The organism is Candidatus Kosakonia sp. 282A-S69 (assembly GCF_029433855.1).
GTDB classification, from domain to species: domain Bacteria; phylum Pseudomonadota; class Gammaproteobacteria; order Enterobacterales; family Enterobacteriaceae; genus Kosakonia; species Kosakonia cowanii_A.
In genome coordinates this window covers 648561-674768 of the sequence record NZ_JAROAU010000003.1, presented here as the reverse complement: position 1 = coordinate 674768, position 26208 = coordinate 648561, and the positions used below count along the sequence as shown (strand labels likewise).

General features: G+C 55.4%; 15 protein-coding genes and 1 other RNA gene. 4 read left to right on the top strand and 12 right to left on the bottom strand.

All coding sequences use genetic code 11. From position 1 onward, the window contains the following. Positions 1-5: 5 nt before the first annotated feature. From PU683_RS08850 to PU683_RS08840, 3 genes are all read right to left on the bottom strand, one after another. Complete coding sequence (locus tag PU683_RS08850; protein WP_277171142.1) at positions 6-2138, bottom strand: type I secretion system permease/ATPase; 2133 nt, start codon at positions 2136-2138, stop codon at positions 6-8. A gap of 21 nt (positions 2139-2159) precedes the next feature. Further along, positions 2160-3467 (bottom strand): TolC family outer membrane protein, encoded by a 1308-nt coding sequence (locus PU683_RS08845; protein ID WP_277174248.1) that lies wholly within the window; start codon positions 3465-3467, stop codon positions 2160-2162. 100 nt (positions 3468-3567) lie between these two features. Next, positions 3568-15756: an Ig-like domain-containing protein gene (locus PU683_RS08840; RefSeq protein WP_277171141.1), complete on the bottom strand. Its 12189-nt coding sequence runs from the start codon at positions 15754-15756 to the stop codon at positions 3568-3570. Positions 15757-16329: 573 nt separating this feature from the next. Here PU683_RS08840 and ssrA point away from each other — a divergent pair. Together ssrA and PU683_RS08830 are read left to right on the top strand one after the other, a co-directional pair. Next, positions 16330-16692, top strand: a transfer-messenger RNA (tmRNA) gene (ssrA, locus tag PU683_RS08835). A gap of 293 nt (positions 16693-16985) precedes the next feature. Beyond that, positions 16986-18938, top strand: a complete 1953-nt coding sequence (locus PU683_RS08830; RefSeq protein WP_277171140.1) for an NACHT domain-containing protein — start codon at positions 16986-16988, stop codon at positions 18936-18938. A gap of 347 nt (positions 18939-19285) precedes the next feature. Here the strand turns inward: PU683_RS08830 and PU683_RS08825 are convergent, their stop codons facing one another. The 3 genes from PU683_RS08825 to PU683_RS08815 form a co-directional block, all read right to left on the bottom strand. After that, on the bottom strand, positions 19286-19552 hold the full coding sequence (locus PU683_RS08825) for a SymE family type I addiction module toxin (protein WP_277171139.1): 267 nt from the start codon (positions 19550-19552) through the stop codon (positions 19286-19288). A gap of 336 nt (positions 19553-19888) precedes the next feature. Beyond that, a complete protein-coding gene (locus PU683_RS08820; protein WP_042712430.1) occupies positions 19889-20071 on the bottom strand; it encodes a hypothetical protein in 183 nt (60 codons plus the stop codon). A gap of 18 nt (positions 20072-20089) precedes the next feature. Continuing rightward, positions 20090-21247 carry a dienelactone hydrolase family protein gene (locus tag PU683_RS08815; RefSeq protein ID WP_277171138.1) on the bottom strand — a complete coding sequence of 386 codons (1158 nt, stop codon included), beginning with the start codon at positions 21245-21247 and terminating at the stop codon, positions 20090-20092. A gap of 622 nt (positions 21248-21869) precedes the next feature. On the opposite strand from PU683_RS08815, the gene flhD reads away from it, so the two are divergent. Then, the gene (flhD, locus tag PU683_RS08810) at positions 21870-22217 is read left to right on the top strand and encodes a flagellar transcriptional regulator FlhD (protein WP_277171137.1); all 348 of its coding nucleotides are present in this window, start codon (positions 21870-21872) and stop codon (positions 22215-22217) included. A gap of 11 nt (positions 22218-22228) precedes the next feature. Further along, a complete protein-coding gene (flhC, locus tag PU683_RS08805) occupies positions 22229-22789 on the top strand; it encodes a flagellar transcriptional regulator FlhC (protein WP_277174247.1) in 561 nt (186 codons plus the stop codon). 108 nt (positions 22790-22897) lie between these two features. Here the strand turns inward: flhC and PU683_RS08800 are convergent, their stop codons facing one another. From PU683_RS08800 to fliN, 6 genes are all read right to left on the bottom strand, one after another. After that, positions 22898-23497, bottom strand: coding sequence for a helix-turn-helix transcriptional regulator (locus PU683_RS08800; protein ID WP_277171136.1), 600 nt, complete (start codon positions 23495-23497; stop codon positions 22898-22900). 78 nt (positions 23498-23575) lie between these two features. Next, on the bottom strand, positions 23576-24355 hold the full coding sequence (fliR, locus tag PU683_RS08795) for a flagellar biosynthetic protein FliR (protein ID WP_277171135.1): 780 nt from the start codon (positions 24353-24355) through the stop codon (positions 23576-23578). A gap of 2 nt (positions 24356-24357) precedes the next feature. Continuing rightward, positions 24358-24627 (bottom strand): flagellar biosynthesis protein FliQ, encoded by a 270-nt coding sequence (gene fliQ / locus PU683_RS08790; RefSeq protein ID WP_042712437.1) that lies wholly within the window; start codon positions 24625-24627, stop codon positions 24358-24360. 14 nt (positions 24628-24641) lie between these two features. After that, positions 24642-25400, bottom strand: coding sequence for a flagellar type III secretion system pore protein FliP (gene fliP, locus PU683_RS08785; protein ID WP_431190932.1), 759 nt, complete (start codon positions 25398-25400; stop codon positions 24642-24644). A 1-nt stretch (position 25401) separates the two neighbouring features. After that, positions 25402-25803 carry a flagellar biosynthetic protein FliO gene (fliO, locus tag PU683_RS08780; protein ID WP_277171134.1) on the bottom strand — a complete coding sequence of 134 codons (402 nt, stop codon included), beginning with the start codon at positions 25801-25803 and terminating at the stop codon, positions 25402-25404. Next, positions 25803-26204, bottom strand: a complete 402-nt coding sequence (gene fliN / locus PU683_RS08775; protein ID WP_277171133.1) for a flagellar motor switch protein FliN — start codon at positions 26202-26204, stop codon at positions 25803-25805. The genes fliO and fliN overlap by 1 nt, the downstream gene beginning before the upstream one ends. Positions 26205-26208 lie beyond the last annotated feature (4 nt).

Here is a 26208-nt window from a genome sequence, read left to right as displayed (position 1 = left end):
GCTCCTCAGACGATGGACGTCACGTTACTGTTGCGCGCCGCCTGTTTCAGCAGCGTATCGCGCGGCCCATCGGCGACCACTTTGCCGTTCTCCATCACCACAATCCGATCCACTAAGTTGAGCAGCGCGGGGCGATGGGTCACCAGCACCAGCGTACGTCCGGTCAGCCATTGCTGTAGTTGGCGGATCACCCACGCTTCAAGTTGCTCATCCATGGACGCCGTCGGTTCATCCAGCAGCACAATTTGCGGATTGCGCACAATCAAGCGGCTCAGCAGCACCATCTGCCGCTGCCCCCCGGAGAGCCCACGTCCACCCTCATTAATCAGCCGATCGAGGCTGGCGGCATCCTGCTGCACAAGGTTAATCGCACCGCTGATGCGCAGCGCCTGAATAAGCTCCGCCTCGGTGGCATGGGGATGCCCAAGCATCAGGTTTTGGCGCAGCGTACCGAAGAAGAGGCGCGATTCCTGCGACAGATAACCCACCTGGCGACGTACATCGGTCGGGTCAATATGCGCCATATCGACGCCATCAATAATCACTTTCCCTTTACTGGCCTGCGCCTGACCAGCGAGCATTTTCAGCAGCGTCGATTTCCCGGCGCCGGTTTTGCCAAGGATCGCCACTCGCTCACCCGGTTTGATCTCCAGTTCATGAATATTAAGTGCCAGATCGCCCTTCTCTTCGTCATAGCTGTACTGCATCTGTTGCAGCTGAAAGTGGCCGGCCAGCACCGGGCAGTGCGCCATCTTCTTATCCGCCTCTTTATCGAGGGGCTTTTTCAGCAGATCGTTAAGGCCGCTCATCGCCGATTTGGCATGCTGCCAGCGGGAGAAGACCATGGTGAGCTGCATCAGCGGTGCAATGGTGCGTGAGGAAAGCAAACTACACGCCACCAGCGTCCCGGTAGTAATGTCGCCATCGATCACCAGAAAACAGCCAAACACCAGCATGCCGGCATAGGTGATCTGCTGCACCGTCGAGGCCCAGCCGCTCAACCTTGCGCCCCATACGCGCTGCTTCATGCCCACGTTAGCCCCCACAGCGTGGGTGTTTTCCCACTGCCGCTGGAAATAGGGTTCCGCCTGTAACGCTTTAATGTCCTCCACCCCTTCGATGGACTCCACCAGCACCGCGTTGCGGATCGCACTCTCGCGCATCCCCGCTTTCGCCAGCTTCGCCATCGGCCACTGCACCAGCAGCCCCGGAATGATAATCAGCGGAATGGCAATCAGCGGAATGATCACCAGCGGGCCGCCGACCAGCGCCATAATGCCGAGAAACAGCAGCACAAAAGGGATATCCATCGCCGCGCCAACGGTAGTGGAGGTAAGCAGTTCGCGCACCTGATCAAGCTCACGCAGTTGCGAAATAAACGATCCGGTCGATTTTGGTCGCGCATCGTTTTTGATTGCCATCGCGCGGGCAAAAAAGAGCGAAGAGACATTAAGGTCGATATGTTTGCCCATAATGTCAGAGACATGGGTACGCGCGAGGCGGATAAAGAACTCCAGCGCCGCCGCCAGCAGGACGCCAAAAAAGAGCACCCACAGCGTCGGCAGGGATTGCGCCGGGATCACCCGGTCATAAACCTGCATGGAGAAAAGGATGCCAGCCAGCGCCAGCACGTTACCGACCACCGACGCGAGAGCGATCTCCGCCAGCTTGCGCCCGCTGTGGCGAAAGTGCTTCCAGAACCAGTGCGCCTCCCACGGGCGGGTAAAATCATCAATCCGCGAATCGCGCCCGCGTGCGGCAATGCCCAGCATCACCACTTCAGGCTTCACGCGGGTAAGCAGCGTCTCCAGCGGCTCTTCGCGCACCAGATCGCCGCCATTATCGAGCCAGTAGGTCGCCAGCCCGTCAGCATCCAGCGACTCGAGCAGCAGCAACTCACCACTCTCCAGTTGCACAATTACCGGCAGGTTTTGCGCATTCCAGCGCATGCGGGCGAGCGGCACGCTGCGCACCTGTAACCCCATTAATCCGCTAAGACGCTCAAGCTTTGCGCTGAGCGGCAGCGCTTCAAACCAGCGCATCTGTTGACGCACCGCGGGCGCATCGGCGGGCAGACCAAAGCGTCCTGCCGCGCGCACCATCACATTAATCCAGCTTTCGGTATCCGGCTCTTGCATTACCACTCCTGTGTTGTGCGCTTACAGCGCGGGCAGGTCATCGCCCACCGTACGACTGCGTTCAATTCCCAACATATCAAGCAGGTTGTCTGCCGCGGCGGCATAACGCACGGCGGCATCCCAGGCGTCATAGCGCGCGGTAATCGACGCGGTATCGGCCTGGAAGACATCCTGTTCAATGCTGAGCAGATCGTTCAGGCTGCGCTTGCTCAGCCGGTACTCATCGCGGTAGACGCCGCGCGCGCGCCCGGCGCTGTTGGCCTGCGCCTCGCCCGCCTGCTGGCGTAGCTGCGCACCGGTCAAATCGGCCCACGCCGTTGCCGCCCGCTGGTTAACATCCAGCTTGCTGGCCTCCACGGCAGCCTGAGCATTAGCACGATCCCCCTGCGCGGCATCGACGCGTGCGCTCACCGCCCCGCCCTGATAGAGCGGCGCATCGACCACCAGCTGCACCTGGTCATCCCAGTAGCTGCTTTGATCGTTCTGATAGCGGGTACGCCCCGCCTGCACCGAGAGCGTCGGCCAGTGCTGCGCCTGCGCCTGACGAATGCGCTGCTCTGCCGCCAGCTGTTTCGCCTGCGCGCTGCGCACGCTGTTGTTACGCTCATAGGGCAGCGCATCAAGGGTGATATTTTGTTTGAGAAGATCTTCAGGCAGGTCGGGCAAATGATCGGCAACGACGCCAGTCAGCACGCTGAGCGCCGCCTGGGCGGAGCGCATCTGCGCCTCATATTGCGCAAGCGTAGCGTGCATTCCGGCAATACGCGACTGCGCCTGCAGGCCATCGGAGGCCGAGCTTAATCCCGCTTCGGAGCGTAGCGTCGCCATCTCCAGCACGCTCTCCAGCGAGCGGATATTATTGCGCGCCGCCTCAGCCAGCGCCTGGTAGCGCTTGACCTGCAAATAGGCTTGCAGGGTCTGCATCCCCACTTCATTCAGGGTGCTGTTGAGATCGTAGCGCCAGGCATCAGAGAGATTGTGCTGCTCATCGATGCTGCCGCCGGTTTTGCCAAAATCGTAGATCAGCTGGCGTAAGGTGACGCCGCCGGAACCGTTGTTATTTAACGACCCGGAAGAGTCGGTGCGGTGCGAGCGCCCCAGGTTGCCCTGCAAAGAGAGTTGCGGGAACCAGGCGCTCTCCGCCTCGGTTAAATTCGCGTTGCCCACGCGGATCTGCGCGGCCGCCTGGGCAATTTTTGGATTACGGGCAAAGGCGCGCAAAATGGCATCTTTGATCGTAAGCTGCGCCGCGCGCTGTTCGGCTGGCGCGCTCTGCCAGCGAAAATCCTGCTCTTCGCCGGGTGCTGCTAACAGACTCGTAACGGGCATAACCAACAACAACAACCCTACCGCTCTTCTCATTCATCCACCCCTGATATACCCGTGTGACCTCTTCCTTAATGCGCCTCATCCCTGAGGCGGCAGAACGTCAGACCATATTGACGTGCAGGCCATGCTGGATCAGCACATCACTGAGGGTATTGGCCTGCGAACTGTTGTGATAAACGTCGAACTGAATGCCATCCACGTCGCGCTGCCCGCTGATCGCCCAGGTATCGCTGACACCCTGCTTGAGGTTGATCTCATCGCCAATGCTCCCTTTAATCAGCAGGTCATCTTCCGCTTTATCGGTGATGTTCAGCGCCTCGTTGAGATCCAGCGTGATGCTGTTGCTGCCCGATTTACCGAGATCGATCACTTCGATATTGCTCACTTTGCTTCCCAGTTCGATCAGGTTTAGCAACAGGTTGGCACCGTCGAGCACCAGCGTATCCACCCCCTCGCCGCCGTCGATCTGCACAAAGCCGAGGGAAGAGAGGTGGATAGTGTCGTTGCCGCTACTCCCCTCGACGCTCTCGCCACTTTCGCTGGTGCCATCGGCAAGATCGATACTCAGCCCACCAATGGTGTAGCTCTCGTCGCTTGCCGTGGCGGCCGTCGCCGTTTCCGTCGCTGGCTGACGCGCCGTCTCAACCGTGGCCGTATGCTGCGTATTCAGGCTGTCACGGCTGGTGGAGTCTGCCTCTTCGCTGGCACTTGCTGCCAGCAACGAGAAGGTGTTGGCTTCTGCCATCAGCGACGCGGTGGTGCCCGCAGGCGGCGTGGTGGTGGGGTTGCTGCCGTTAAGACCCACGTTGAGATAGGCCTGGTTGCCCGCGACATCCGCAGCATAGAGGTTCACTACGGTATTCAGCGTGAGGATTTTCGCCAGGTCCAGGCCGACATCAAGCTGCGTCGACCACTTCCCGTCCGCGCCGACAATCGCCGTCGACTTGGCGAGGTTGAGTAAATTAACGTTAACAATTGCCCCTTGATTGAGATTTGTTGACGCACCGCTGATCGTCAGTTTTGCCGAGCCAACCAACCCTAGCAGGACGTTGCTAAGGACACTGGTCAGGTTGGTAACCGGATTCGTGCTCAGCGTCGGCTGGGTGAGTTTCACCTGCACATCGGCTTCCGTCGCGGTAGTGTTGCCCACCCGGTCGGTTACCGAAACGCCCACTTTCGTCGTTCCGCTGGTCAGCCCCTGCAACAGCGTTTTGCTGATTGTCGCCGTCCAGTTGCCGTTGGCATCAACGGTTGCAGCAATCGGCGTGCCGCCAAGAGTGACGACCACCGTCGAGCCGCTGACCACCCCGCCAATCTTGCCGCCGATCACCTGGCCGTTCGCCGCTTCACTGATGTTCAGATAGCCGTCGTTACCGAAGAGCGAAGAGAGAGAAATGGTCGGCAGGTTATGGGTGATGACATCCAGCGGGCTGGTAATGTTCGCCACTTTCCCGGCGGCGTTAGTCACCGCGACGCTCACTGCCTGGGTGCCGTCCGCCAGCGCGCTGAGATCGACCTTCGGAACCGTCACGCTCCAGCTACCGTTCGACGCCACGGTAGTGAAGTAGTTTTTACCGCCAACCGTAACCGTCAGTTGCGAACCAGCTGCGTTCTGACTGGTGCCGGAAATCACCTGCGCGGTAGTGATATCCGCAAGGCTCAGCGCCCCATCACCAAACAGCGAGGTGATCGCCACCGTCGGCAGGGCCTGGATCGCCACGCTGGCGCTCTGCACCACACTGGCGATGTTGCCCGCCGCATCCGTCGCGCTGGCAGAGACCTGCAGCGCATTGTTGCCATCCTGCAGGTTTTGCAGTGACACCGCCGGAATCGCCAGTTGCCACTGACCGTTGGCCCCTACAGTGGTGGTATAGGAGAGCGGCCCGACCTTAACGGTGATCTGCGTGCCTACCGCCAGGTTACTGCTGGTGCCGGAGAGGATCGGGTTGGAGAGCAGATCGTTAAGATCCAGTGTCCCGTTACCAAACAGCGTATTGATACCGATCGAGGGCACCGCCTGCACAATCGCGTTCACCAGCTGGCTGCCGGTCGCGGTGTTACCCACGGTATCGGTCACCGTTGCCGTGACGCTCAGCGTCCCATCGGCAATCGAAGCTAATGCACCTGCGGAGAGCGCCAGCGACCAGCGCCCGTCGGTGATCGGCACCTGATACGCCGTACTGCCGACCGTGACCGTCACCTGGCCGGAAGTCAGCCCGCTAACGGTGCCGGAGATGGTCTGCGCCGCCAGCGCTTCGCTCTGGTTGAGGAAACCATCATTGCCAAACAGCGAGGTGATCGCCACCGTCGGCACATTTTTCACCCCGATAGTCACCTGGCTACCCGCCGTGGTTGAACTGTTACCGTCCGGCGTGAGCAGCGTAATGGAGGGCGTAAAGGTACCATCCGCCAGCCCGGCCAGATCTGTCGGCGTCAGGGCGATAGTGAAAGTGCCGTTGGCATTCACGACGCCAGTAAAGACCTTCGCACCAATGGCTACCTGCACGGTGCTGCCACCCGGCGCGCCGCTGGCGGCCCCGCTGATGGTCTGATTGACCAGCGAATCTGCCACGTTCAGCAAACCATCGCCAAACAGCGTCACGTTGTTGAGCACCGGCGCAACCAGATTGACCTTCAGGCCTGCACTCTGCGACGCCTGGTTACCATACTGATCGGTGGCGGTGATGGTGACGGTTTGCGTACCGCTGCCCAGCCCTTGCAGCGCGGCTTTCACCGCATCCGGCAGGTTCACCGACCAGCGCCCACTGTTATCGACATTGGTGGTGAAGGCGGTGGCATCGCCGATCTTGATGGTCAACTCGCGCCCGGCAAGGTTGGTTGCCGTACCGCTCAGCAGGCCGCTGGCGAGTTCAGGAATGCTCAACACGCCATCGCCAAACAGCGGATCGAGAGAGATAGCGGGCAGGTTATGGCTGACCACGTTAAAGCTGGCATCGCTCTTGATGACGTTGCCGAACTTATCGGTCACCGTCACGTTGGCGGTTGCCGTGCCGTCCGGCAGTGTGCTCAGCAGTTCGGCGGGAAGCGCGGCGCTCCAGTTGCCAAGCGCGTCGACCGTGGCGTTGATCGCCTGACCGCCGAAGTTCACCACCACGCTTGTCACATTGGCGACATTGCTCACCGTGCCGGATAGAGTTTGCGCGACAGTGCTTTCAACGAGGTTAATCACATTATCGCCAGCGATCACCACACCGCTGACCGCTGGCAGATCGGTCAGCGCCAGCCCGACATCGATGGTTTCATACCGGGTGTTGCCATTGGCATCGACCACACCAACCTGCAGTTGCAGGGTATCGGCAATCAGCCCCTGCCAGAGAGAGGGCGGCAAAGAGAAGGCGTAGGAGCCATCCGGCGCTACCGCCAGATCCTCAATGGTGAAGTCCGTGCCAATCACCGTCAGCGACACTTTCGCGCCGCGATAATCGCCGCTCACCTTACCGGTGAGCAGCTGTGTGACCAGCGATTCCGCAACGTTGAGGATCCCGTCGTTAAACACCTGATCGATGGCCACGCCAAGGGCTTTATTCAGCGCAACGTTAAGCGACACACTGTTGCTCGAGGTGTTGCCTGCCGCATCCGTTGAGGAGATGGTCACCACCTGCGGCCCGTCGGTCAGGGTGTTGAGATCAAGTTGCGGGAAGGTGTGGCTCCAGTTGCCCTGCTGATCGACTGTGCCTGTCCAGCTCAATGGCCCAAGCTGAATGGTTACGCTGTTACCCGGCTCGCCCTGCCCCTGCACCACCACGCCGGAGACGGCGTTAACGCTGTTAAGCACCGGCGGAACGCTAAGCGCATCGACCGCCAGCAGCGGCGAGGAGGCATCCACGGTGAAGTTCTGCGAAACGTCCGTCGCGTTGCCCGCGGCATCGCTCAGGGTCGCGGTAATGGTGTAGCTGCCATCTTCCAGCGCCGCCATATCTGACGACGGCACATCGACCGCCCACGTGCCGTTAGCCACCAGCGCGGTGTAGGTTTTGCCATTCAATGTGACGGTCACCTGGCTGCCTTCGGCATCCGAGGTGCCGCTGATGGTCTGCGCCACCGCTTTTTCACTGCTGTTGATCACGTCATCGCTGGTGAACTGCGTCATCGCCAGCGTCGGCGCGACGGTATCAACGACCACCCTTTGCGAAGCCGTCGTCCCCGGTTGGGCATCGCTCTGCACCGTTAACGTGTAGTTACCGTCCGGCAACGAGGCGCGCGGCACATCCAGCGTCCAGCTGCCATCAGGGTTGACTGTCGCGCTGCCCAGCACCGTTGAGCCGTTCAAAATGGTCAGGTTGGTGCCGTTAAGATTGAAGGCGCGGCCGGAGAGTTGCAGCGTACCGCTGCTGAACTCAGTGGCGTTGACATAGTTGTCGCCAGCGACCAGATCCATATTCACCGAGTAGGTCGGCGGCGTAAGATCGATGCTAAGCGTGCCGCCGTTTGTCGCCGTGCCGACGTTGCCTGCTTTATCAATCCCCTCAACGGTAATGGCTCCGGCCTGGAGCTGCGCAAGATCGGTTGGCGTCAGCACCAGCTCCCAGCTGCCGTCTGCCAGCACGGTCGTCTCAAAGACGTTTCCGCCCGCAAAGGTGACGCGCACGGTATCGCCAGTGGCTAAGCCGGTTGAGGTGCCGCCAATTGCCTGGCTGGTCTGGCTTTCAGCAAAGTCGAGCAGGTTGTCGCCGGCAAACGGTGCGGTCACGCTGATCGTCGGTGGGTCGAGCAGCAGCGTGGTCGTGGTGCTGGCAGTTCCTACGTTTTGCGCACCATCCGTCACACTGACGGTGACGCTTTGCTGACCGCGCGCCGTAATGCTGCTCCAGTCGGCGGCATCCATCGCCAGTGTCCACTCGGTGCCGTTCACCGTGGCGTCAAAGGTTTGATCGCCAATGGTCACTTTGACCACCGCGTTCGCCGGGTAAGAGGATGAGAAGGTGCCGCTCAGCGTGGTGCCCGCTGCTGCTTCAGCCGCGCTGACGTAGCCATCAGCAAAGACCGGCGCAGTGATAGTGACCGATGGCGGCGTCAGCGCGACCTGGTAATCAACGGTGCTGGTGTTGCTGTTGCCATACTGATCTTCGGCATAGATCGCGATCTCATGCGCGCCCGGGGCGAGAGATTGCAGCGTACCGGCCGGTAATACCACAGACCAGTTGCCGCTGTTGTCGACGTTGGCGGTGTAGGTGACACCATCAACATCAATTTTCACCGTCACGTACTGGTTCGGCCCAGTGGCGCCGGTGAGCCCCGCCAGCGTCACTTCACCCGCCGCTTCGGTCATATTCACAATGCCATCGCCAAACGGATTGGTAACCGTCGGCGCAGGCAGCGTGGTGTGCACCGTCACGTCCGGCGTTTGTTGCGCATCGGTGGTGGCGTTATTGCCCGCGCGATCGCGCACCGTGACGCTAAACGGCAGCGAGTCGTTATCGCTCAGTAACGCTAAATCGCCCTGCGGAACCGTCACCGTCCAGTCGCCATTTTCGTTAACCGTGCCCGTGTAGGTTTGATTGCCCAACACCACCGTCACGGTTTGCCCGGTGCCGATCACTCCGGTGTTACCGGTGATCAGCTGATCGCTCAGGGTTTCAGCGCGGTTAAGGGTGAAATCACCGAACGGCGTGACGTAGCTCGCCTGCGGCAGCGCATTGATAATGGCTTCAAAACTGCCCTGCCCGGTCGCCTGGTTATCCGCCGTATCGGTTACCGTGACGGTGACCGGCAGCACGCCATCCGGCAGCGCCTGTAACGTCGCGCTATCCACCACCAGCGACCAGGTGCCATCTGCATTGATGGTCGCCGCCAGCGGCGTGCCGTTATTGATGCTGACGGTGACCGAGGCAACGCGCGACGGATCGAGGTTAAGCTGCCCGCTCAGGGTTTGAGTACCCGCAGCTTCGGTGGCGCTGAGAATGCCGTCGGTAAAGAGCGGAGCCAGTTGCGGCTCAGGCAGCGGATCGGTGCGGATTTCGACGCTTGCCGGCTCAGAAACCGTTGTGTTACCCGCGCGATCGGTGATCGAGACCTGCACATTGTGCGTCCCGTCGGTGATGGCAATCAGCTGCGCCGGCGTTAGCGAGACGATCCAGTTACCGTTGTTATCGACAGTGCCGGTAAACTCCTGCGCGTTATCCAGGATGAGCGTCACGCTCTGCCCGGGCCCGGCCTGGCCAGTAGAGCCGGTCAGTTGCACGCCTGCGTTCGCTTCTGCCTGACCGAGAATATTGTCATCGCCAAACAGCGGTTCAGTGATAGTAGCCGTTGGCCGGGTCAGCACCACATCGAGGTTACCATTGACCGTCGCCGGGTTACCAAACTCATCCACCCCGCTGACCGTCACGGTGTACTGCCCGCTGGTGTCCAGCGAATCGCGCGGGATCACCACCGACCAGCTGCCGTCGTTAACTGCGCCGTCGTAATCCTTGCCATTGATGGTCACCACAACCGGCGTGCCGTTGGCGAGACCGCTCACACTCCCGCTGAGCGTGCTGTCGCTGGCAGCTTCATCGATGCTGACAATGTTATTGCCAAACATAGGATCGAGCGTCATCGTCGGGCCATTGAGGGTTTTGACGTTGATGTCGACAACCTGCGGGCGGCTATTCCCCTCGGCATCGGTGGTGACGAAGGTGATTTGCGACGAGCCCTGCGGCAATGCCTGCAAGCTCCCCGCCGGGATCACCATACTCCATTCGCCCTGCTCATTGACCAGCGCTGAGAGCGTGGTGCCGTTAAGGGTAAGCGTTACCGTTTCGCCTGCGGTGCCGGTGCCTCCAATCTCCTGATCTACGGCCGCTTCGGCGATGCTGATATAGCCATCGCCGAGGAAAGAGGTGGCGACATCCACCACCAGCGTCGGTGCGGTGAGATCTACCGTCACACTGCTGCTGGCGCTCGCCGGGTTCTGCGCGGCATCGACCGCTGACGCCGAAACGAGATAGGGCGTGCCGTTTGCCGTTTCATCCAGCGCCTGCATATCTGCCTGTGGCACGGTAATGGTCCAGTCACCGTTGCTGTTCACGCTACCGGTATAGGTTTTATCGTTAAACAGAACGGTGATCACCGTTCCCGCCGCCAGCGAGGTTGACGACCCGCTGATGTTCAGCGGCTGGCCACGCTCAAGGGCGTTAATCACATCATCCTGCGCCACCGGATTAATGGTGATGGTCGGCTGCGACCCAGGCTGCGCGGCAAAGGTGACGTTATGGCTGGAAATTGTGCTGTTGCCCGCCACATCGTTCACCGTAACCGAGATGGCCTGACGACCATCCGGCACCTGCGCCAGATCAGCCGGCGGTACTGTTACCGACCAGCGCCCCTCGGCATTAACCGTCGCCGTATAATTTTTGCCGTTGAGGGTTACCGTCAGCGTCTGGCCCTCTTCAACATTCTGTGACGAGCCGGAGAGGGTGACGCCACTCAGCCCATTCGCTTCCGCACGGTTAATAAAATCATCCCCGGCGACTTTGTCGATCTGCACCTGTGGTGCGTTGGCAGGAGAGGCATCCAGCGTAAAGCTGCTGGTTTGTGTAGTGCTGTTGCCGGCTGCATCGGTGACGGTAACGCGTACCGCTACCGGACCATCCGGTACGCCTGCCAGCGCACCGCCAGGGAGCACCACGCTCCAGGTGCCGTCCGGCTGGATAATGGCGTCATAGTTCTGTCCGTTTACCAGCACAATAACGGTTTGCGCCGACTGCGCATCGTAAACACCGGTGCCACTGATGGTGATCGCGCCAGCGGCTTCAGCGCTGTTAATAATGTTATCGGCAGTGACATTGTTGATAGCGAAGGTAGGCAGAACCGTATCGACGGTCATCGGTGACGAACTGCTGACGGTGTTACCCGCCGCATCGGTCGCGGTAACGGTTACGGTATGGCTGCCTTCACCGAGCGCGCCCAGCTGCGCAGGCGTCAGTGGCAGTGTCCAGTTGCCGTTCGCATCTACCTGAGCGGTAAGCGGTGCGCCGTTATCGATGGTAATGGTCACGCTCTGGCCAGCGCCAGGGACACCCGTGTTGCCCGCCAGGTTACCGCCTGCGGCAGCTTCCTGGGCGTTGACCACGCCATCACCAAACGGCGCATTCACCACCGGCTGCGGCAGCACGTGCGTAATCAGGGTAAACGGCAGTTCGTTCGAGACAACCGCGTTGTTCTCATCCACCCCGGTAACCGTCAGCGTAACGGTGCCGTCAGCAATGGCGGCGGCATCCGCATTTGGCACCGTTAACTGCCAGGAACCGCCCGCCGTTACGGTGGCGGTATACTGCACGCCATTAAGGGTGACGGTAATCGTGTTCCCTTCCGGGATCCGTACCGAGGTACCGCTGATTGTCAGGCCATCGGCAATGTCGGCGGCGCTGACACGGTTATCGCCATCGACCGGATTAACAGCAATCGCGCTGGCGGTGGTATCGACGGTGAAAGTGCTGGATACGGGCTGTGAAGCGTTACCCGCACTGTCCGTTACTGTCACCGATATGGGGTAACTGCCGTTGGTCAGGCCGCTGATGACCGAAGGGGCGACCGGGATGGTCCACAAGCCATCGCCGCCGACCACGCCGGTCAGCGTTTGCCCGTTCAGCGTAACGGAGACCGTGGCCCCCGGCTCGGCGGGTACGGTGCGCCCGGTCAGGCTAAAACCAGCATTCTGTTCTGCCAAATCAATAACGTTGTCGCGGGCGACCGGGTCCATCACCACGTTAGGTGCGGTGGTATCAACATTCACGGTGCGGATCGCGGTAGTAACGTTGCCCGCGCTATCAGTGGCCGTCACGGTCCACGAGCTTGCGCCGTTCGCGAGATCGCTCAGCGCGGCGTTATCAAGGTTAACGCTCCAGCTGCCATCGGTGATGGTTGCCGGGTAGCTTTTACCGTTAAGCGTGATGACCACCGAAGCCGCATCGGCGGAGGTGGTGCCGGAGAGCGTGATGCCAGTGGCGATATTGCTGCCGTTGAGCACATCGGTGCCGTTAATCGGCGTCACGCTTAAGCTCGGCGGCGTTTTATCCACCGTGAAGTTAACGGTGCTGTTAGCACTGTTGCCCGCGACGTCGGTCGCGACCACCGTCAGGCTGCCCGGCCCTTCGGCTAACAGCTCCATTGCCCCCTGCGGCAGGGTCAGTGACCAGCTGCCGTCGGGGTTTACCACGCCGGTATAGCGCTGCCCGTTTAAGAGTGCGACCACCGTCTGCCCGGCGCCGCTAATATTGGTATTACCGGTCAGGGTCTGGTTCTGAGCCGCTTCCGCTATGTTAACCACGTTATCAATAAACGCCGGATCGACCGTGACGTTCGGCAGCGTATTGATCGCTACCGTGAAATCATGGCTATCAAGCAGCGTGCCACCACTGGTGGAGACCGTTGCCGTCACGGTCTGGGTGCCATCTGCAAGCGCCTGCAACGCCGCCGGATCGACCTGCGTTTGCCAGGAGCCATCCGCCTGGATCGTCGCCGCATAGTCCACCCCATTCAGCGTGACGGTGACGATAGTGCCCGCAGGCAACCCTGCGCTGTTACCCCGAATAGTTAAGCCCTCAGCGGCTTCACTGGCGTTCAGGTAGTCATCGCTGGCGATAATGTTGATCGCCACCGCATCGCTGGTGGTATCGACATTAAAGCCCGACTCAATAGTGGTGCTCTGACCGAAGCCATCCGTCACGCTGACGGTAAGGGTTTGCCCACCGTCGCCCAGTTTTTGCAGCTCAACGGCAGGAAGCGTCACCTGCCAGTTGCCCTGAACATCCGTCACGCCTTCGTAACGCACACCGTTGAGGATCACCGTCACAATACTTCCCGCCTCCGCACTGGAGGTGCCGTGCAGGATCTGGTCAACTTTGATTTCCGCCGCATCAAGGGCGTTACCGTCCGTCAGCGGCTGGACGCCGATTTGTACGCCGCTGGTTTTAACATTAACCGGTTGCGTAACGGTGGTGCTATTACCTGCTGCATCGGTCAGCGTGACGGTCAATGGGTAGCTACCGGTTTGCAGCGCGCTCAGATCGGCGGCAGGCAGCGTAAGCTGCCAGTTACCGTCGCTGCCCACTACCGTGGTGTAGGTTTTGCCATTCAGGGTAATAACGACAGTCTGACCCTGCTCGCTAACGCCACTTACGCCGCTTAAAATCTGATCCTGGCCCAGCTCAGCGCCGTTCAGTTTGCCATCATTGGTCAGCGGCAGCAGGCTGAGCGCCGGGAACTGGGTATCGACAATCGCCGTCCCGGTGAGCGGCGTAGTATTGCCGGCCGCATCACTGGCGTTAACCGTCACGGTGACCAGGCCATCCGGGATGGTTTGCAGATCGCCGGCCGGAATGGTCACTTTCCAGGTTCCGTCGTTATCGACCGTTGCCTGGTAGGTTTTGCCCGCCACCTGGACGGTGACGCGCTGTCCGATGCTGGTCAGGCCGGTGTTGCCGCTCAGTACCTGATCGACCCCTTTCTCTGCTGCATTGAGATAGCCATCGCCAAACGGCGCATCCATTACCGGATCAGGCAGGCGGTGAACTTGCACATTCAGGGTACGTGAGTCTTGCGCGCTCTGATCGTCAAGCTCCACCGTGGCGATGATCACGTTCGCGCCATCTTGCAGGCGCAGCAAATCTTCCGATGGAATAGTGACGCTCCAGCGTCCGGAGGCATCAATGCTGGTTACCGGGTAGTTGATGCCGTTGACGGTGACATAAATCGTTACCCCTTCACCAAAGACGGTGGTAACGCCGCGCACTTCGAGCGGATTTTCCGCTTCGCTGGCGTTGAGATAGTCGTCGGTAGAGAGGATCGCGATGGCCACACCGGTCAGAGTCGTGTCGACGTTAATGGGTACGGTTCGCACGATCGCGTTGCCATCCGCATCGTTAACGGTGACGGTCAGTGCACTATCGCCCTGAGGCAATAAACCGAGATCGCCCGCCGGTATCGAGGTTTTCCAGCTGCCATCCCCCATCACTTCGGCGTAGTAGGTTTTGCCGTTGAGAGTAATGGTCACCAGCTGGCCAGGCGGAATGTTATAGGTCTGGCCCGAGAGGACCTGGGTAATAAGAATTTCGGCACTGTTGATGATGTTATCAGTGGCGACCGGATTGATCGTGATATCCGGGGTGTTGAAGTTGGTGCTAAAGGTGCGTGTCTCTTCGCTGACGTTACCGGCAATATCCACCGCGCGATAAAGAAGAGTGTAACTCTGCCGATCCTCCAGCAGCGCCATGTCTGCCGCAGGGATAACCAGCTCCCACTGCCCCTCAGCATTGGCAATCGCCGAGTAGGTGCGACCGTTGAGCGTCACGAAAATGGTGCTGCCGGCATCCTCAGCTCCAACAAAGCCGCGGACAATTTTATCTGCCACGTGCTGATCCTGATCGAGGATATCGCCTGGGGTGAATTGAGTAAGCTCAAGCACCGGCGGCGTGGTACTAATGATTATTTCTGAATCTGCCGTGGCGACGGCGTCCGATCCCGAGAACAGGGCAAATCTCAGAACGTGCAAACCCTGCCCAAAGGCGCTGAGATCTTCAGGCGTGAGCCAGACGTTCCAGCTGCCATCATCCTGGACTGTGGTGGTCCAGGTCTGTCCGTTAGCGCTGATGGTGACGGTACTGCCTGCATTTACGACTTCCGTCACTCCGCTTAGCAGCTGCGGTTCGGTAGATTCGACGAGGTTGATGATATTATCGGAAGCAATCGCGTTAATCCTGAGCGTTGGGATAGCAGGCGTTTCCCCGCCGCCGTTGTCCCCGCCGCCGTTGTTACCACCGCCGTTGTCACCACCACCGCTGCCGTTATCGCCGCCGCCATTATTACTGCCGCCTCCATTGCTACTCGCTGCAGCAGCCACCCCGACAATGCCACCAACAGCAGCCAGGCCGCCGAGCACCGCAAGGCCCGAGAAGCCGCTGGCACCCACCAGCGATCCGAGTGCCACTTCGCTGAACGCCGGAACGATGGCTTCTGCAGTAGCAGGCCCTGCGGCAGCTGCGTACGGGAAGGCTGCCTGGTATGTGCCGAGTTCATCCTCGAAAATCAGCTCGCTGTGCAGGCCCTCGCTATCCACGGTAAAGAAGCTGTTGTAACGGACCGTGGAGCCATCTTTCATATGGACGATCAGGTCATTGCCTTCACGCTCGAAGAAATTCACCGACTCCTGCGATGCATTTACGCGTACGATGCTGGTGTCAGTTAAATTTACGATCCTGTCGCTGCCTTTCGCATATTGAGCAACAACATCGCCAGTTTTTTGGTTTATTACGTCGACGGAACCAGGAAGACTATTTTGCGGGGCCATATTTTCACCTCGGAAGCGAAAGCAATATTTGAGCGCCTGCGGGCATCTGTTTTTGCGCAGGATTACGGGTTACCTAATCAATAGATGTGACAGGGAATGGGGGTGAGACAGCTGTGGCAAAGAATACCTAAGTCATTGTTTTTCATTTATTATGGTAATCCATCATCATTTAATAAATTCTTACAATAAGAAAGATATAAACAAGCTTCTGTATTTAGGCAACGTTTTAAGTCACAAATTAATAACAATTACTTTCGATACACAATATATTTTGCATGGATATATCAGCAATTAAGCCTACTTAATTTCGTGCATAAAGAGATTAATAGAAACTGAATTAATCGCGGTGGGAATGTAAAGAAAATCACGATGTATAATATATTATTAAGCTGTTATTAATATTATTACTGCTGGGTTTAGCTTATTTAATTACGTGAGAAATAATTATTTTTCTATAAAACATCCTGCTCTTTTGGGCGGTTAAAAAACAGGCAAATTATTGAAAACAAAAACGACGTGGATATGGACTGGCATGTCACGGTGAAAGTTTGCTATACTCCTTTTCACACTTTTGGGGCTGATTCTGGATTCGACGGGATTCGCGAAACCCAAGGTGCATGCCGAGGGGCGGTTGGCCTCGTAAAAAGCCGCAAAAAAATAGTCGCAAACGACGAAAACTACGCTTTAGCAGCTTAATAACCTGCTTAGAGCCCTCTCTCCCTAGCCTCCGCTCTTAGGACGGGGATCAAGAGAGGTCAAACCCAAAAGAGATCGCGCGGACGCCCTGCCTGGGGTTGAAGCGTTAAAACTAATCAGGCTAGTCTGTCAGTAGCGTGTCCTTCCGCAGCTGGCCGGCGAATGTAAAGACGGACTAAGCATGTAGTACCGAGGATGTAGGAATTTCGGACGCGGGTTCAACTCCCGCCAGCTCCACCAAAATTCTCCATCGGTGATTACCAGAGTCATCCGATGAAGTCCTAAGAGCCCGCACGGCGCAAGCCCTGCGGGCTTTTTTGTTGTCGGTCGGTCCCAGTTCAAATCGCCCAGGTCCTTTCGTTAGCGTTATGTGTTATCCCTTATACTTTGTGCCCTTTTAAGGGGTCATAACAATTGTAAGCACTTTTCTTGCTTCAAAGGATATAAGAAATGCAGTCTTTAGTAGTTTTCTCTTTAATAGGTTAAGTGTAATATATTATTGTTAAGTTATTTCTTTTGAAAAGGGGGCATAGATGATAACTATTGAGCATGCTGTCGAATTAGCCAAGCCTTGGGCTGCAAAACTGTTTGAAGAAAAAATCCTCCCCTTTATTTTTAACAGGAGTATAGATTTTTATAATAAAGAAAAAAATATAATCAAGCTTAAAAGTCAGATGTCTGATTATTTAGCAAAAACAAGGGCGCAATGTTCACTTATTAATTCCTTAGCGTTTCCAAATATTCTAAAAAAAGTTAATGATATATACGTCCCATTAACTCTTTCAACATTAGACTCTAGAGAGATAAGTGAATATGTGGTTCATAGAGGTGATAGTCTCTTAAGTCGGTTTCAGAACATACTAATTATAGATAACGCTGGAATGGGCAAATCGACGTTAATGAAAAAAATTGTCATCGACGTTATTGACTACTCAAAAGAAGTTCCTATATACATAGAATTAAGAAGTCTCACTAACGCACCGATTAATGAGCAAATCAAAAGTTTAATCGGATTAGATAGTCCCAACGACGATAACATACTACAAAAAATTCCATTTATTTATTTCTTTGATGGCGTAGATGAAATCCCCTTTGATATAAAAAACGATTTGATTAAAAGGATAAAAACTTTTAGTGATGAAATGCCTGATTCAAAAATAATCATTACATCAAGGCCAGACCAATCACTTCTCGAGTTACACGCTTTTAACAGATTCAAAATAAAACCATTAGATATAAACCAGTCTTATAATTTAATAAGATTGTATGATATTAACTCATCAAAGATTGGTAACAGCCTAATACTTTCTAATAAATTGATTTCTGAAATAAAATTAATGAAAGAGAAAGATAATAGTGCCATCATTGAGTTTTTAACAACGCCTTTATATGTTTCGCTCCTTTTTTGCTCTTATAAATACAAACCAGTTATTCCACGTCGTAAAGATCTTTTTTATAGTCAAGTTTTTGAGGCACTTTTTGAGACTCACGACCTTAGTAAAGAAACGGGTTACGTTAGAAGAAAAGAATCTGGACTGGATATAACGGATTTCAGCATAATTTTGCGTCGGTTAGCTTTTTGGTGTTTAAAAAACAATGGACGATTAGAGTTTAGTAGAGGGGAACTTGAAAGGGCTCTTACTGAAATAACAGGAAAACTTAAAGGGATAAGTGTCAAACCAATAACTTTCATCAGTGATCTTACATATTCAGTGCCCCTATTTATAAAGGAAGGAGCGCTATATCGCTGGTCTCATAAATCACTTATGGAATACTTTTGCGCTGAATTTATTTGTATTGAGGTTAAAGATAAAAGAGATCAGTTATTATTAAAAATGTATGAAAGTAATAGTTCGGTGAAATTCAAAAATATTATTGAACTTTGTTCTGATATAGATTACGCCTCTTTTAGAAAATCTATATTACGAAAATGTCTGGATGAGTATTTCAACCATGCAGAAAAAATTGAATCTCTTAATGTTCTCAGTGAAAGTGATAAAGAAATCTGGACGAGCATTAGCTATTTTACTGACATGCGACTTCTTTTGACGCCTTATAGCAACGCAAGCCTCGGTGACTTTGACGTTTTCGGATACGAGGACTCTTCCAACAATACTTTCGAGAACAGTTTTATAGGTTTTCGTGACTATGTAACCCATATAACATACCCAACATCTCTCAGGAGTACTGTTTTTGAAATAATAAGATTAAGAAATCCAGAATATTTTTTCAAAGAAAAAGATTATTACGATAGATTGTATTTTGATACATTGAAACTACCAGAAAACACAATAATCTCTACTAAAGATGGAGATGTTGTAGTTTTTAGCAATGAAATAATCCCAGACATCATAGGAATAATACTCCAATTCAGACATACTCTCATGACTCCTGTAATATATAAACAAGCTGCGAGTAAGATCCTTAACGATATTATTTTAGATACATCCAATGGTGTAAATGACTTACTTGAAGGGTTTGATTAAAGATTTTATGATTTGCTTATCATCGCTAGTATTTATGGTTAGATTGTGGGCTTAAAAGTCGTTGCTTGAATATTAATAGAGTAAGGACGCATTTCTTATCATAAAGCGCAGTTTGCGGATTAAGTCCCCTTAAACTAGTTGCCTTGATGATTCTTACTGCCGCAAATGCGTAGTAGGAATATAAGGATGACTAAAGATGAGAGCCTGCGCAATTAATCTCATACCCTCTATCAACGTATAAATCAGAATCTACTCAGGGGCGCTTACCGCCCCTTTTGACTGGTTTCGCATTACCAGGCTACCGTCAATTAAGCCTTCAAAACCATTAAACAAAATAACCCCCAACTCTAAACCCCCCTCACACCTTCCCTGACGTTATCAATCACCGCCCTGGCCTGTTCAAGCTGCACACGCAGTTCATGCACGGTGTCATTATCGGGAAGGAGTACGATGCAGCCTTTCGATATCTGCACCGTGACATGCACGCCGGTTTCAAAGCCTGCTTCGCGCAGCCATTTACCTTTCAGTTGCAGAGCGGGTGTGCTGGTGTCGCCGCGGTTCGGGCGGTAGCCGACAATACAGTGGCGCTGGGTTTTCGTAAGGGTTTTCGTCATAAGACATTCTCCAATGGCAGTCATGATCTCCGCCACCAGAGAGGTCAAACTCATGGGAGGCGGGCTGAACGGGGTTGACCTTACCGGCCCATCGGATACCGGCGCGTCTCGCGACGCCCCCGCCCGGCCCACCATTGAGAGGTAACCGAACGCACAACAGAACAGCTCTGTTGCCGATGAGGGTTTTCAGGAGGTCAATCCCGACGCCTGCTGTGGCAGACGCGCCAAAACAATAAAAATAAAACCCTACAATCGGCAAGGAAAAACCGCTCTATAGTAGCGCGTCGTTTCGAAACTGGAACCCTTCTCGCAAAACTTCAGGGAACCCGCCCGGCGTTACACTTCGTTCTCTTCGCTCCCCAGCAACCGCTTAATATGCTCCAGCTTCGCCGTCATCCTGCGGATCTCCAGCAGATGCAGCGCCTCGTAGGCCTCAATCCCCACCAGCTGGCTCTCCCCCAGCTTATCGAGGTCCGCTTTCAGTAACGTGATTTCGTCATCGGTCATCGGTGGTCTCATCGTTCCTCCTGATTTTCACTAACGTTGCACGGTCTGTTCAGGTACAACCTCATTATTAATAGTGTAGAGGTGACATCTCGCCTTGCCAGCTTCCCGCTGTTTTGCGCAGTAGCCAAGCGCGCTTTCCGCCGCCTCGTCGCGCGTTCTCGCCCAGTAAGCAACACCCCAGTCCCCCTGCGCGTCGATGGCGAACGCCTTCTCATAGCGTTGTGATGCAGCATATTCCTGAAACGCTTTGCGCCCTTCCTCATTCAGTACCGACGGCACAGGAAGTTGCGTCTGCGGCAGCGCGGCAATGGGTTGATAGGGCAGCGCCTGCTGCTGTAAGAAGTGCGCGGCCGACGACCACCAGAACGCCTCCGGAGCCGAGTCCATAAAAGTATGCCCATTCTCGCCAAACGCCGGCATCGCGACGAACTGCGCGGGCGCACCGCCCCGCTGATATGCGCTGAACATCGCTTTCGCCGTTGCCGGGGGAAAGGCGCGATCGTTGGCAGCACAGAGCCACAGCGACGGAATTGTAGTTCTCTTACCGTAATCGGTAAGCACCTTCAGCAAGCCAGGCTGATCGCAGAAAGATTTGCCATCCAGCGCGCCGCGCCCGCCGTCAAAGTTAATTATCGACTGCACACCGGGCGGGTTCGCCGCGCCGGTCGCCAGCATCGCAAAACCGCCGGAGGAGATCCCGACCAACACCGCCTGCTTCGGCGAGGCCCACGGCTGCTGGCGAATTGCCTTCAGCGCTGCCAGCAAGGTGCTGCGGTCGCGCTCACCCGCCAGTCGATGGTGCGGCTGCGCGCACGATCCACCCGTATACTCCGCCGCACCGCTCGACTGCCCATACCCCTGGCGCAGCACAACCACCGCCGCATAGCCGTGGCGGGCGAAAGCCATCGCCGTCGAGGCGTAGCGGTTCGGGTTCATCACGAAGCGGTCAAACCCGGCGGTGTCCGCCGTACCGTTGGTAATAAGTGCCACCGGCGCAGGCTCGCTATTTGCCGGGCGGGTGACAAACGCATCCAGTAGCGCCGGCTGGCCGTTCTCAAGTGTCACCGGTAGCATTATCGGTGTGCGGATCAGGCCCGCAACCTGTTGGTTTTGCGGCGCAGGGAGTGCATCAGCCCACGCGGGCAATGCTTCTGACAACAACATGGCTAACGCTATCGCAACACGCATGACTGCCGCTCCTCATTTAACACGCACCAGGGGGCCAGGGCTAACAAACGTGAAACAGTCCCTGCCGCCGGGTGAGTTTGCTGTACGTTCACTATCTTTGCATTACACAGAAAACGCTGTTGCACCGCTAAAAACCACAACCACAGTGAGCAGTTGACGCATTCCAGGTTGCTTAGTCGCTCTTCTGAAGACGGAGTGTGGTTATATAATATATTTTTCAGGTATCTGAAAATTCAATAAGATAAAAATTATCTGAAAAGAAGAATCTTTTTCATTTCAGGGTTTTCTATTATGTAATTAAAGAAAATGCACCAGCAATAGTGATGCAACACATTGAAAATAAAGAGATCAACCTGAAACAATAGTAACAGAACGGCAATGATCCGCTTTTTTCCTCATTTAGGCGATTGTTTGAATTAAGTCAAATGTGTAATCTTATTTCCGTCTTAAGGAACAACTTAAAGACATATATATGCAGGAATAAAAAATATCGCCTGCAAAATAAGAGTGTAAAGTTTCTTTTATTAGTTAGTTTATTCTTATCGAAATAAAGTGGTTGCTCGCATATTTATTGTTAAATAATAGTAATACCGCATCCGGTGTGGTGTTACGGGAGCAACTTATGAACGAACACAATTTTGAAGAACAAATGCAGTCTATTCAGGATCTGAACCTTTCCTATTTATTACTGGCTCAGCGTTTGATCCGTGAAGATAAGATTGCCGCCGGTTTCCGCCTCGGCTTAAACGACGCCACGCTGGAGACGCTCAACCACTTATCGCTGCCGCAACTGATTAAACTCGCCTCTACCGGGCAGCTAATCAGCCGCCTGCGTATCGATGATGATGTGGTGATAAATTGCCTGACAAAAGATTCCCGTATCGATGCGCTGCAACGACTGCATACCGGGATTATTCTGTCGAGCAACCTGCTTAACGCCATTGATAATAACGGTAACGAGGCAGCGTAATGAGCGAGATAATGCTGGAAGAGAAAAGCATCATGTCTGAAATTAAAGACGCGCAAATCGCGATGGAGTTAATTCATTTCGGTGCGAGGATGCAGGTTCTTGAGAGTGAAACGAATTTAAGCCGCCGTCGTCTGCTAAAACTTTATAAAGAGTTGAAGGGCGATTCGCCGCCGAAGGGTATGCTCCCCTTCTCCGCTGACTGGTATATGTCGTGGGAGCAGAATATTCACTCGTCAATCTTCTACAATATTTACTGCTATTTGCAGAGGGCAGAAAAAGGTCGCTCTGTAGAGCTGATGATTAAAGCCTACCGTATGTATCTGGAGCACGGTCTGGCGCAAGCGGATGAGGAGCCGGTACTGGGTCTCACCCGCGCATGGACACTGCTGCGCTTTATGGAGGGCGGCATGCTGAAGCAGACCCAGTGCGACTGCTGCGGTGGCAATTTTGTCAGCACGCCGGAGCATATGTTTAACGGTTTTACCTGTAGTCTTTGTGTACCGCCTTCACGGGCGATGAAAAGAAGCCCGCAGCTCGATTTCGCTGCAGGCACCATGACAACCCTGCAATAAGAGGCGCGCCCGGCAACGGGCGCCGCAGCGGCGGGTTATCAAGGAGAGCCCCGGCGGGTCAGCCATTGTGCGACTCGCCGGGGCTTTCCTGTTTCTGCGCCCGGGATATTACGCCAGACGACCGGTAAAAACGCCGCGGTAGTAGCTCGGGCCAATGTTGAGGCGCGTTAAAATATCGCGCCGGTGCACATAGGCAGTTTTCAGGCTGATGCCGAGCGTGGAGGAGACCTCCTGCGCGCTGGAGCCGGACGCCAGCAGACATAACACCTCGCGCTGGCGGTGCGTCAGTAGCGGCAATGCAGAGAGATCCTGCTGCTTCGCGCGCTTTTTCGACATCAGGCCGGTAATCGAGTCAAACACCGTGCGAATCGGCGCGTTAAGGCCGAGCCGGGGCATATCCGGCAGCAACGCGGGCAGCACGGGATCGAAATCCTCACACAGCAGCAGACAAGGCAACTCCGCTTTCAGCTCGCGCAAATAGTGGGTGGTCTGCATCAACGACATCAGATTGGTGGCCTGAGTTGCCACCGCCACCAGAATACGCAGCTTACTCCCCGTCGCCCGGCTCGCCTCCTCAAGGCTGTTGATATAGCTGACGCGTAAGTTGGGGCGATAGAGCTTTATCAGCGTGATCAGCCCCATCGCGGAAAAGTGATCTTCGCTGTAAATCAAAACATTAGCGGTACTGACGGAGGATTTCAGGCTCATAACCTCTTCCCTGGAAAACGTCACCTCCGGTGACGAAAAGTGAAAAATAGTGCGGTAAAAAGCAGCTTTCCTTCATGGCTATCTGAACCCCGTAAGGATCACGAACAGACGGTCAAAAATGCCGCCCATCATATTTTCGAAGAAGGGAGCCAGCGTGAACATCACCAGCGACATGGCGACCATGCCGACGGTTAACGAAATGGGAAAACCAATGACGAAAATGGAGAGTTGCGGCGACAGGCGGTTGAGCAGCCCCATGGTCAGGTTGAGGCACAGCAGCAAGGTAATGACCGGCAGGCCGAGCATCATACCGTAGCGGAAGATCATCTCTCCGGCGCTGACCATCGCCATAAAGCCGTCGGCCCCCAGCGGTGCGGCATTGATCGGAAAAGCGGTGAAACTGCTGGCCAGCACTTCGAGCATATAGAGATGGCCATCAAAAGTGAGAAACAGCAGCGTAACAAAGAGGTTTAACAGGCGCGCCACCACCGGCATACTCGGGCCGCCGCCAGGATCGTAAACCATGGCAAAGGAGAGCCCCATCTGCATACCGATGATCTCGCCCGCGTGGCGCACGGCGACAAAAATCAGCTGGACGGAGAGGCCAATGGCGATGCCGATAATCAGCTGCTGGCAGCAGGCCCAGAACCCTTCCAGCGAAGCGATAGCAATGTTGCTGGCGGGCAGCTGTGGCGCGATAAGAAAAGCGGTTAACAGCGCCAGCGCCACCTTAAAGCGGGAGCTGAGCGGCTTTTCGCTGAAAATCGGCGCGGCGCCGAACAGCGCCAGCATGCGCAAACAGGGCCAGAAGTACTGGTTTACGTTGTCATAGAGGTGAACCAGCGAGAGCGTAAACATACTTAGCGAATAAGATAAGGCAAGCTGGTGAAGAGGCCGCGCATGTAGTCAACCAGCGTGGTCAACATCCACGGGCCGCAGGCGATAAGCACCACCACCAGCGTCAGGATCTTGGGAATAAACGACAGGGTCATTTCGTTGATCTGCGTCGAGGCCTGCAGAATACTGACCAGCAGGCCAGCAGCCAGCGCGGCTAACAGCAGCGGGGTGGCGATCATCAGCCCCACTTTGGTGGCCTGGAACCCCAGCGACATTACACTTTCAGGTGTCATTTTTTACTCTCTTGCTAAAAGAAGCTCTGCGCGAGGGAACCAATAATCAGCTGCCAGCCATCCACCAGCACAAACAGCATTAGCTTAAAGGGCAGCGAAATCGTCGCCGGCGGTACCATCATCATCCCCAGCGCCATCAGAATGCTGGCGACCACCAGGTCAATGATGAGAAAGGGAATAAACAGCGTGAAGCCAATCTGGAAGCCGGTTTTCAGCTCACTGGTGACAAATGCGGGCACCAGAATGCTCATCGGCACCGCGTCGGCGTTAGCGAAGTCGCCAGCGTTCGCGATACGGGAGAAAAGCGCCAGATCCCCTTCACGGGTCTGTTTCAGCATGAAGGCGCGCAGCGGCTGTGAGCCCTTCTCAATGGCGACCTCCATGGAGATCTTGTCCTGCGACAGCGGCACCCATGCTTCGTCATAGACCCGGTTCAACACTGGCGACATCACGAAGAAGGTCAAAAAGAGCGCCAGCCCGAGCAGCACCTGGTTGGGCGGGGTGCTTGCCGTACCGAGCGCACTGCGCAGCAGTCCCAGCACAATCACGATGCGGGTAAAGCCGGTCATCATCAGCAGGATGGCGGGCAAAAAAGTGAGCGATGTCAGCAGCACCAGGGTCTGGACCGGCAGCGACCAGCTCTCACCGTTTGCCGAGTGGGAGAGCAGAATGTCATTGTTGGCTGCCAGCGCCGCCTGGGCCGGGAGTAGCCATCCGGCGAGCGCCAGGCCAAGCCCGCACAGAGGCATCAGCAGGCGAGTGTTACGTTTCATCTTATTTACTCTCACCTTTACGCCGGGCGATGCAGTTCACTAACGCTCTCTGAAAAGTCGGGAGGAGTGACGCGGCTTTAAGCTCCTCAACGTCTGCCCGTTTCTCCATCGTCATCAGGTTAGTGATGTTGTTCTGCGTCACGCCCAGCAGCAGCCATTTGTCGTCCACTTCGACCACCACCAGGCGCTCGCGCGCACCGATTGACTGGGTGTGTTTCACACTAAGAATGTTATGTCCCTTTACCATTCGTGTAGCGACGCCAGTGCGGCGGGCGATCCAGGCGATAGCCGCCATTAGCAGGATCACCAGCGCCAGCGCGCCGATAATATTGCCGGTACCAACAGGCGCCATTGCTGGCGCTGCAGAGACGGGCTGAACAGCATTAAGCGACTGCGTATTCATTATCTGCTCAAACGATGCATGCGCTCAGAAGGGGTAATAATGTCAGTAATACGGATACCGAATTTATCGGAGACCACCACTACCTCGCCCTGCGCGATTAAATAACCATTGATCAAAATATCAAGCGGTTCACCGGCCAGGCCATCCAGTGAAACAATGGAGCCTGGGCTGAGTCGCAATAACTCTTTGATCGTCATTTTGGTGCGCCCTAATTCCACGGTCATTTTCACCGGAATATCGAGCACCAGATTTAAATCTTCAGATAAATTCACCATTACATCATCCGCCTCAGAATGCACCTCGGCACTATTTTCACTGGACAACTGTTCACTCATTGCGTCGCCCCAGAGGTCGCCGAGCGAAGACTTATTTGAGCCTGATTCATGTTCCATATCGCTCATACGA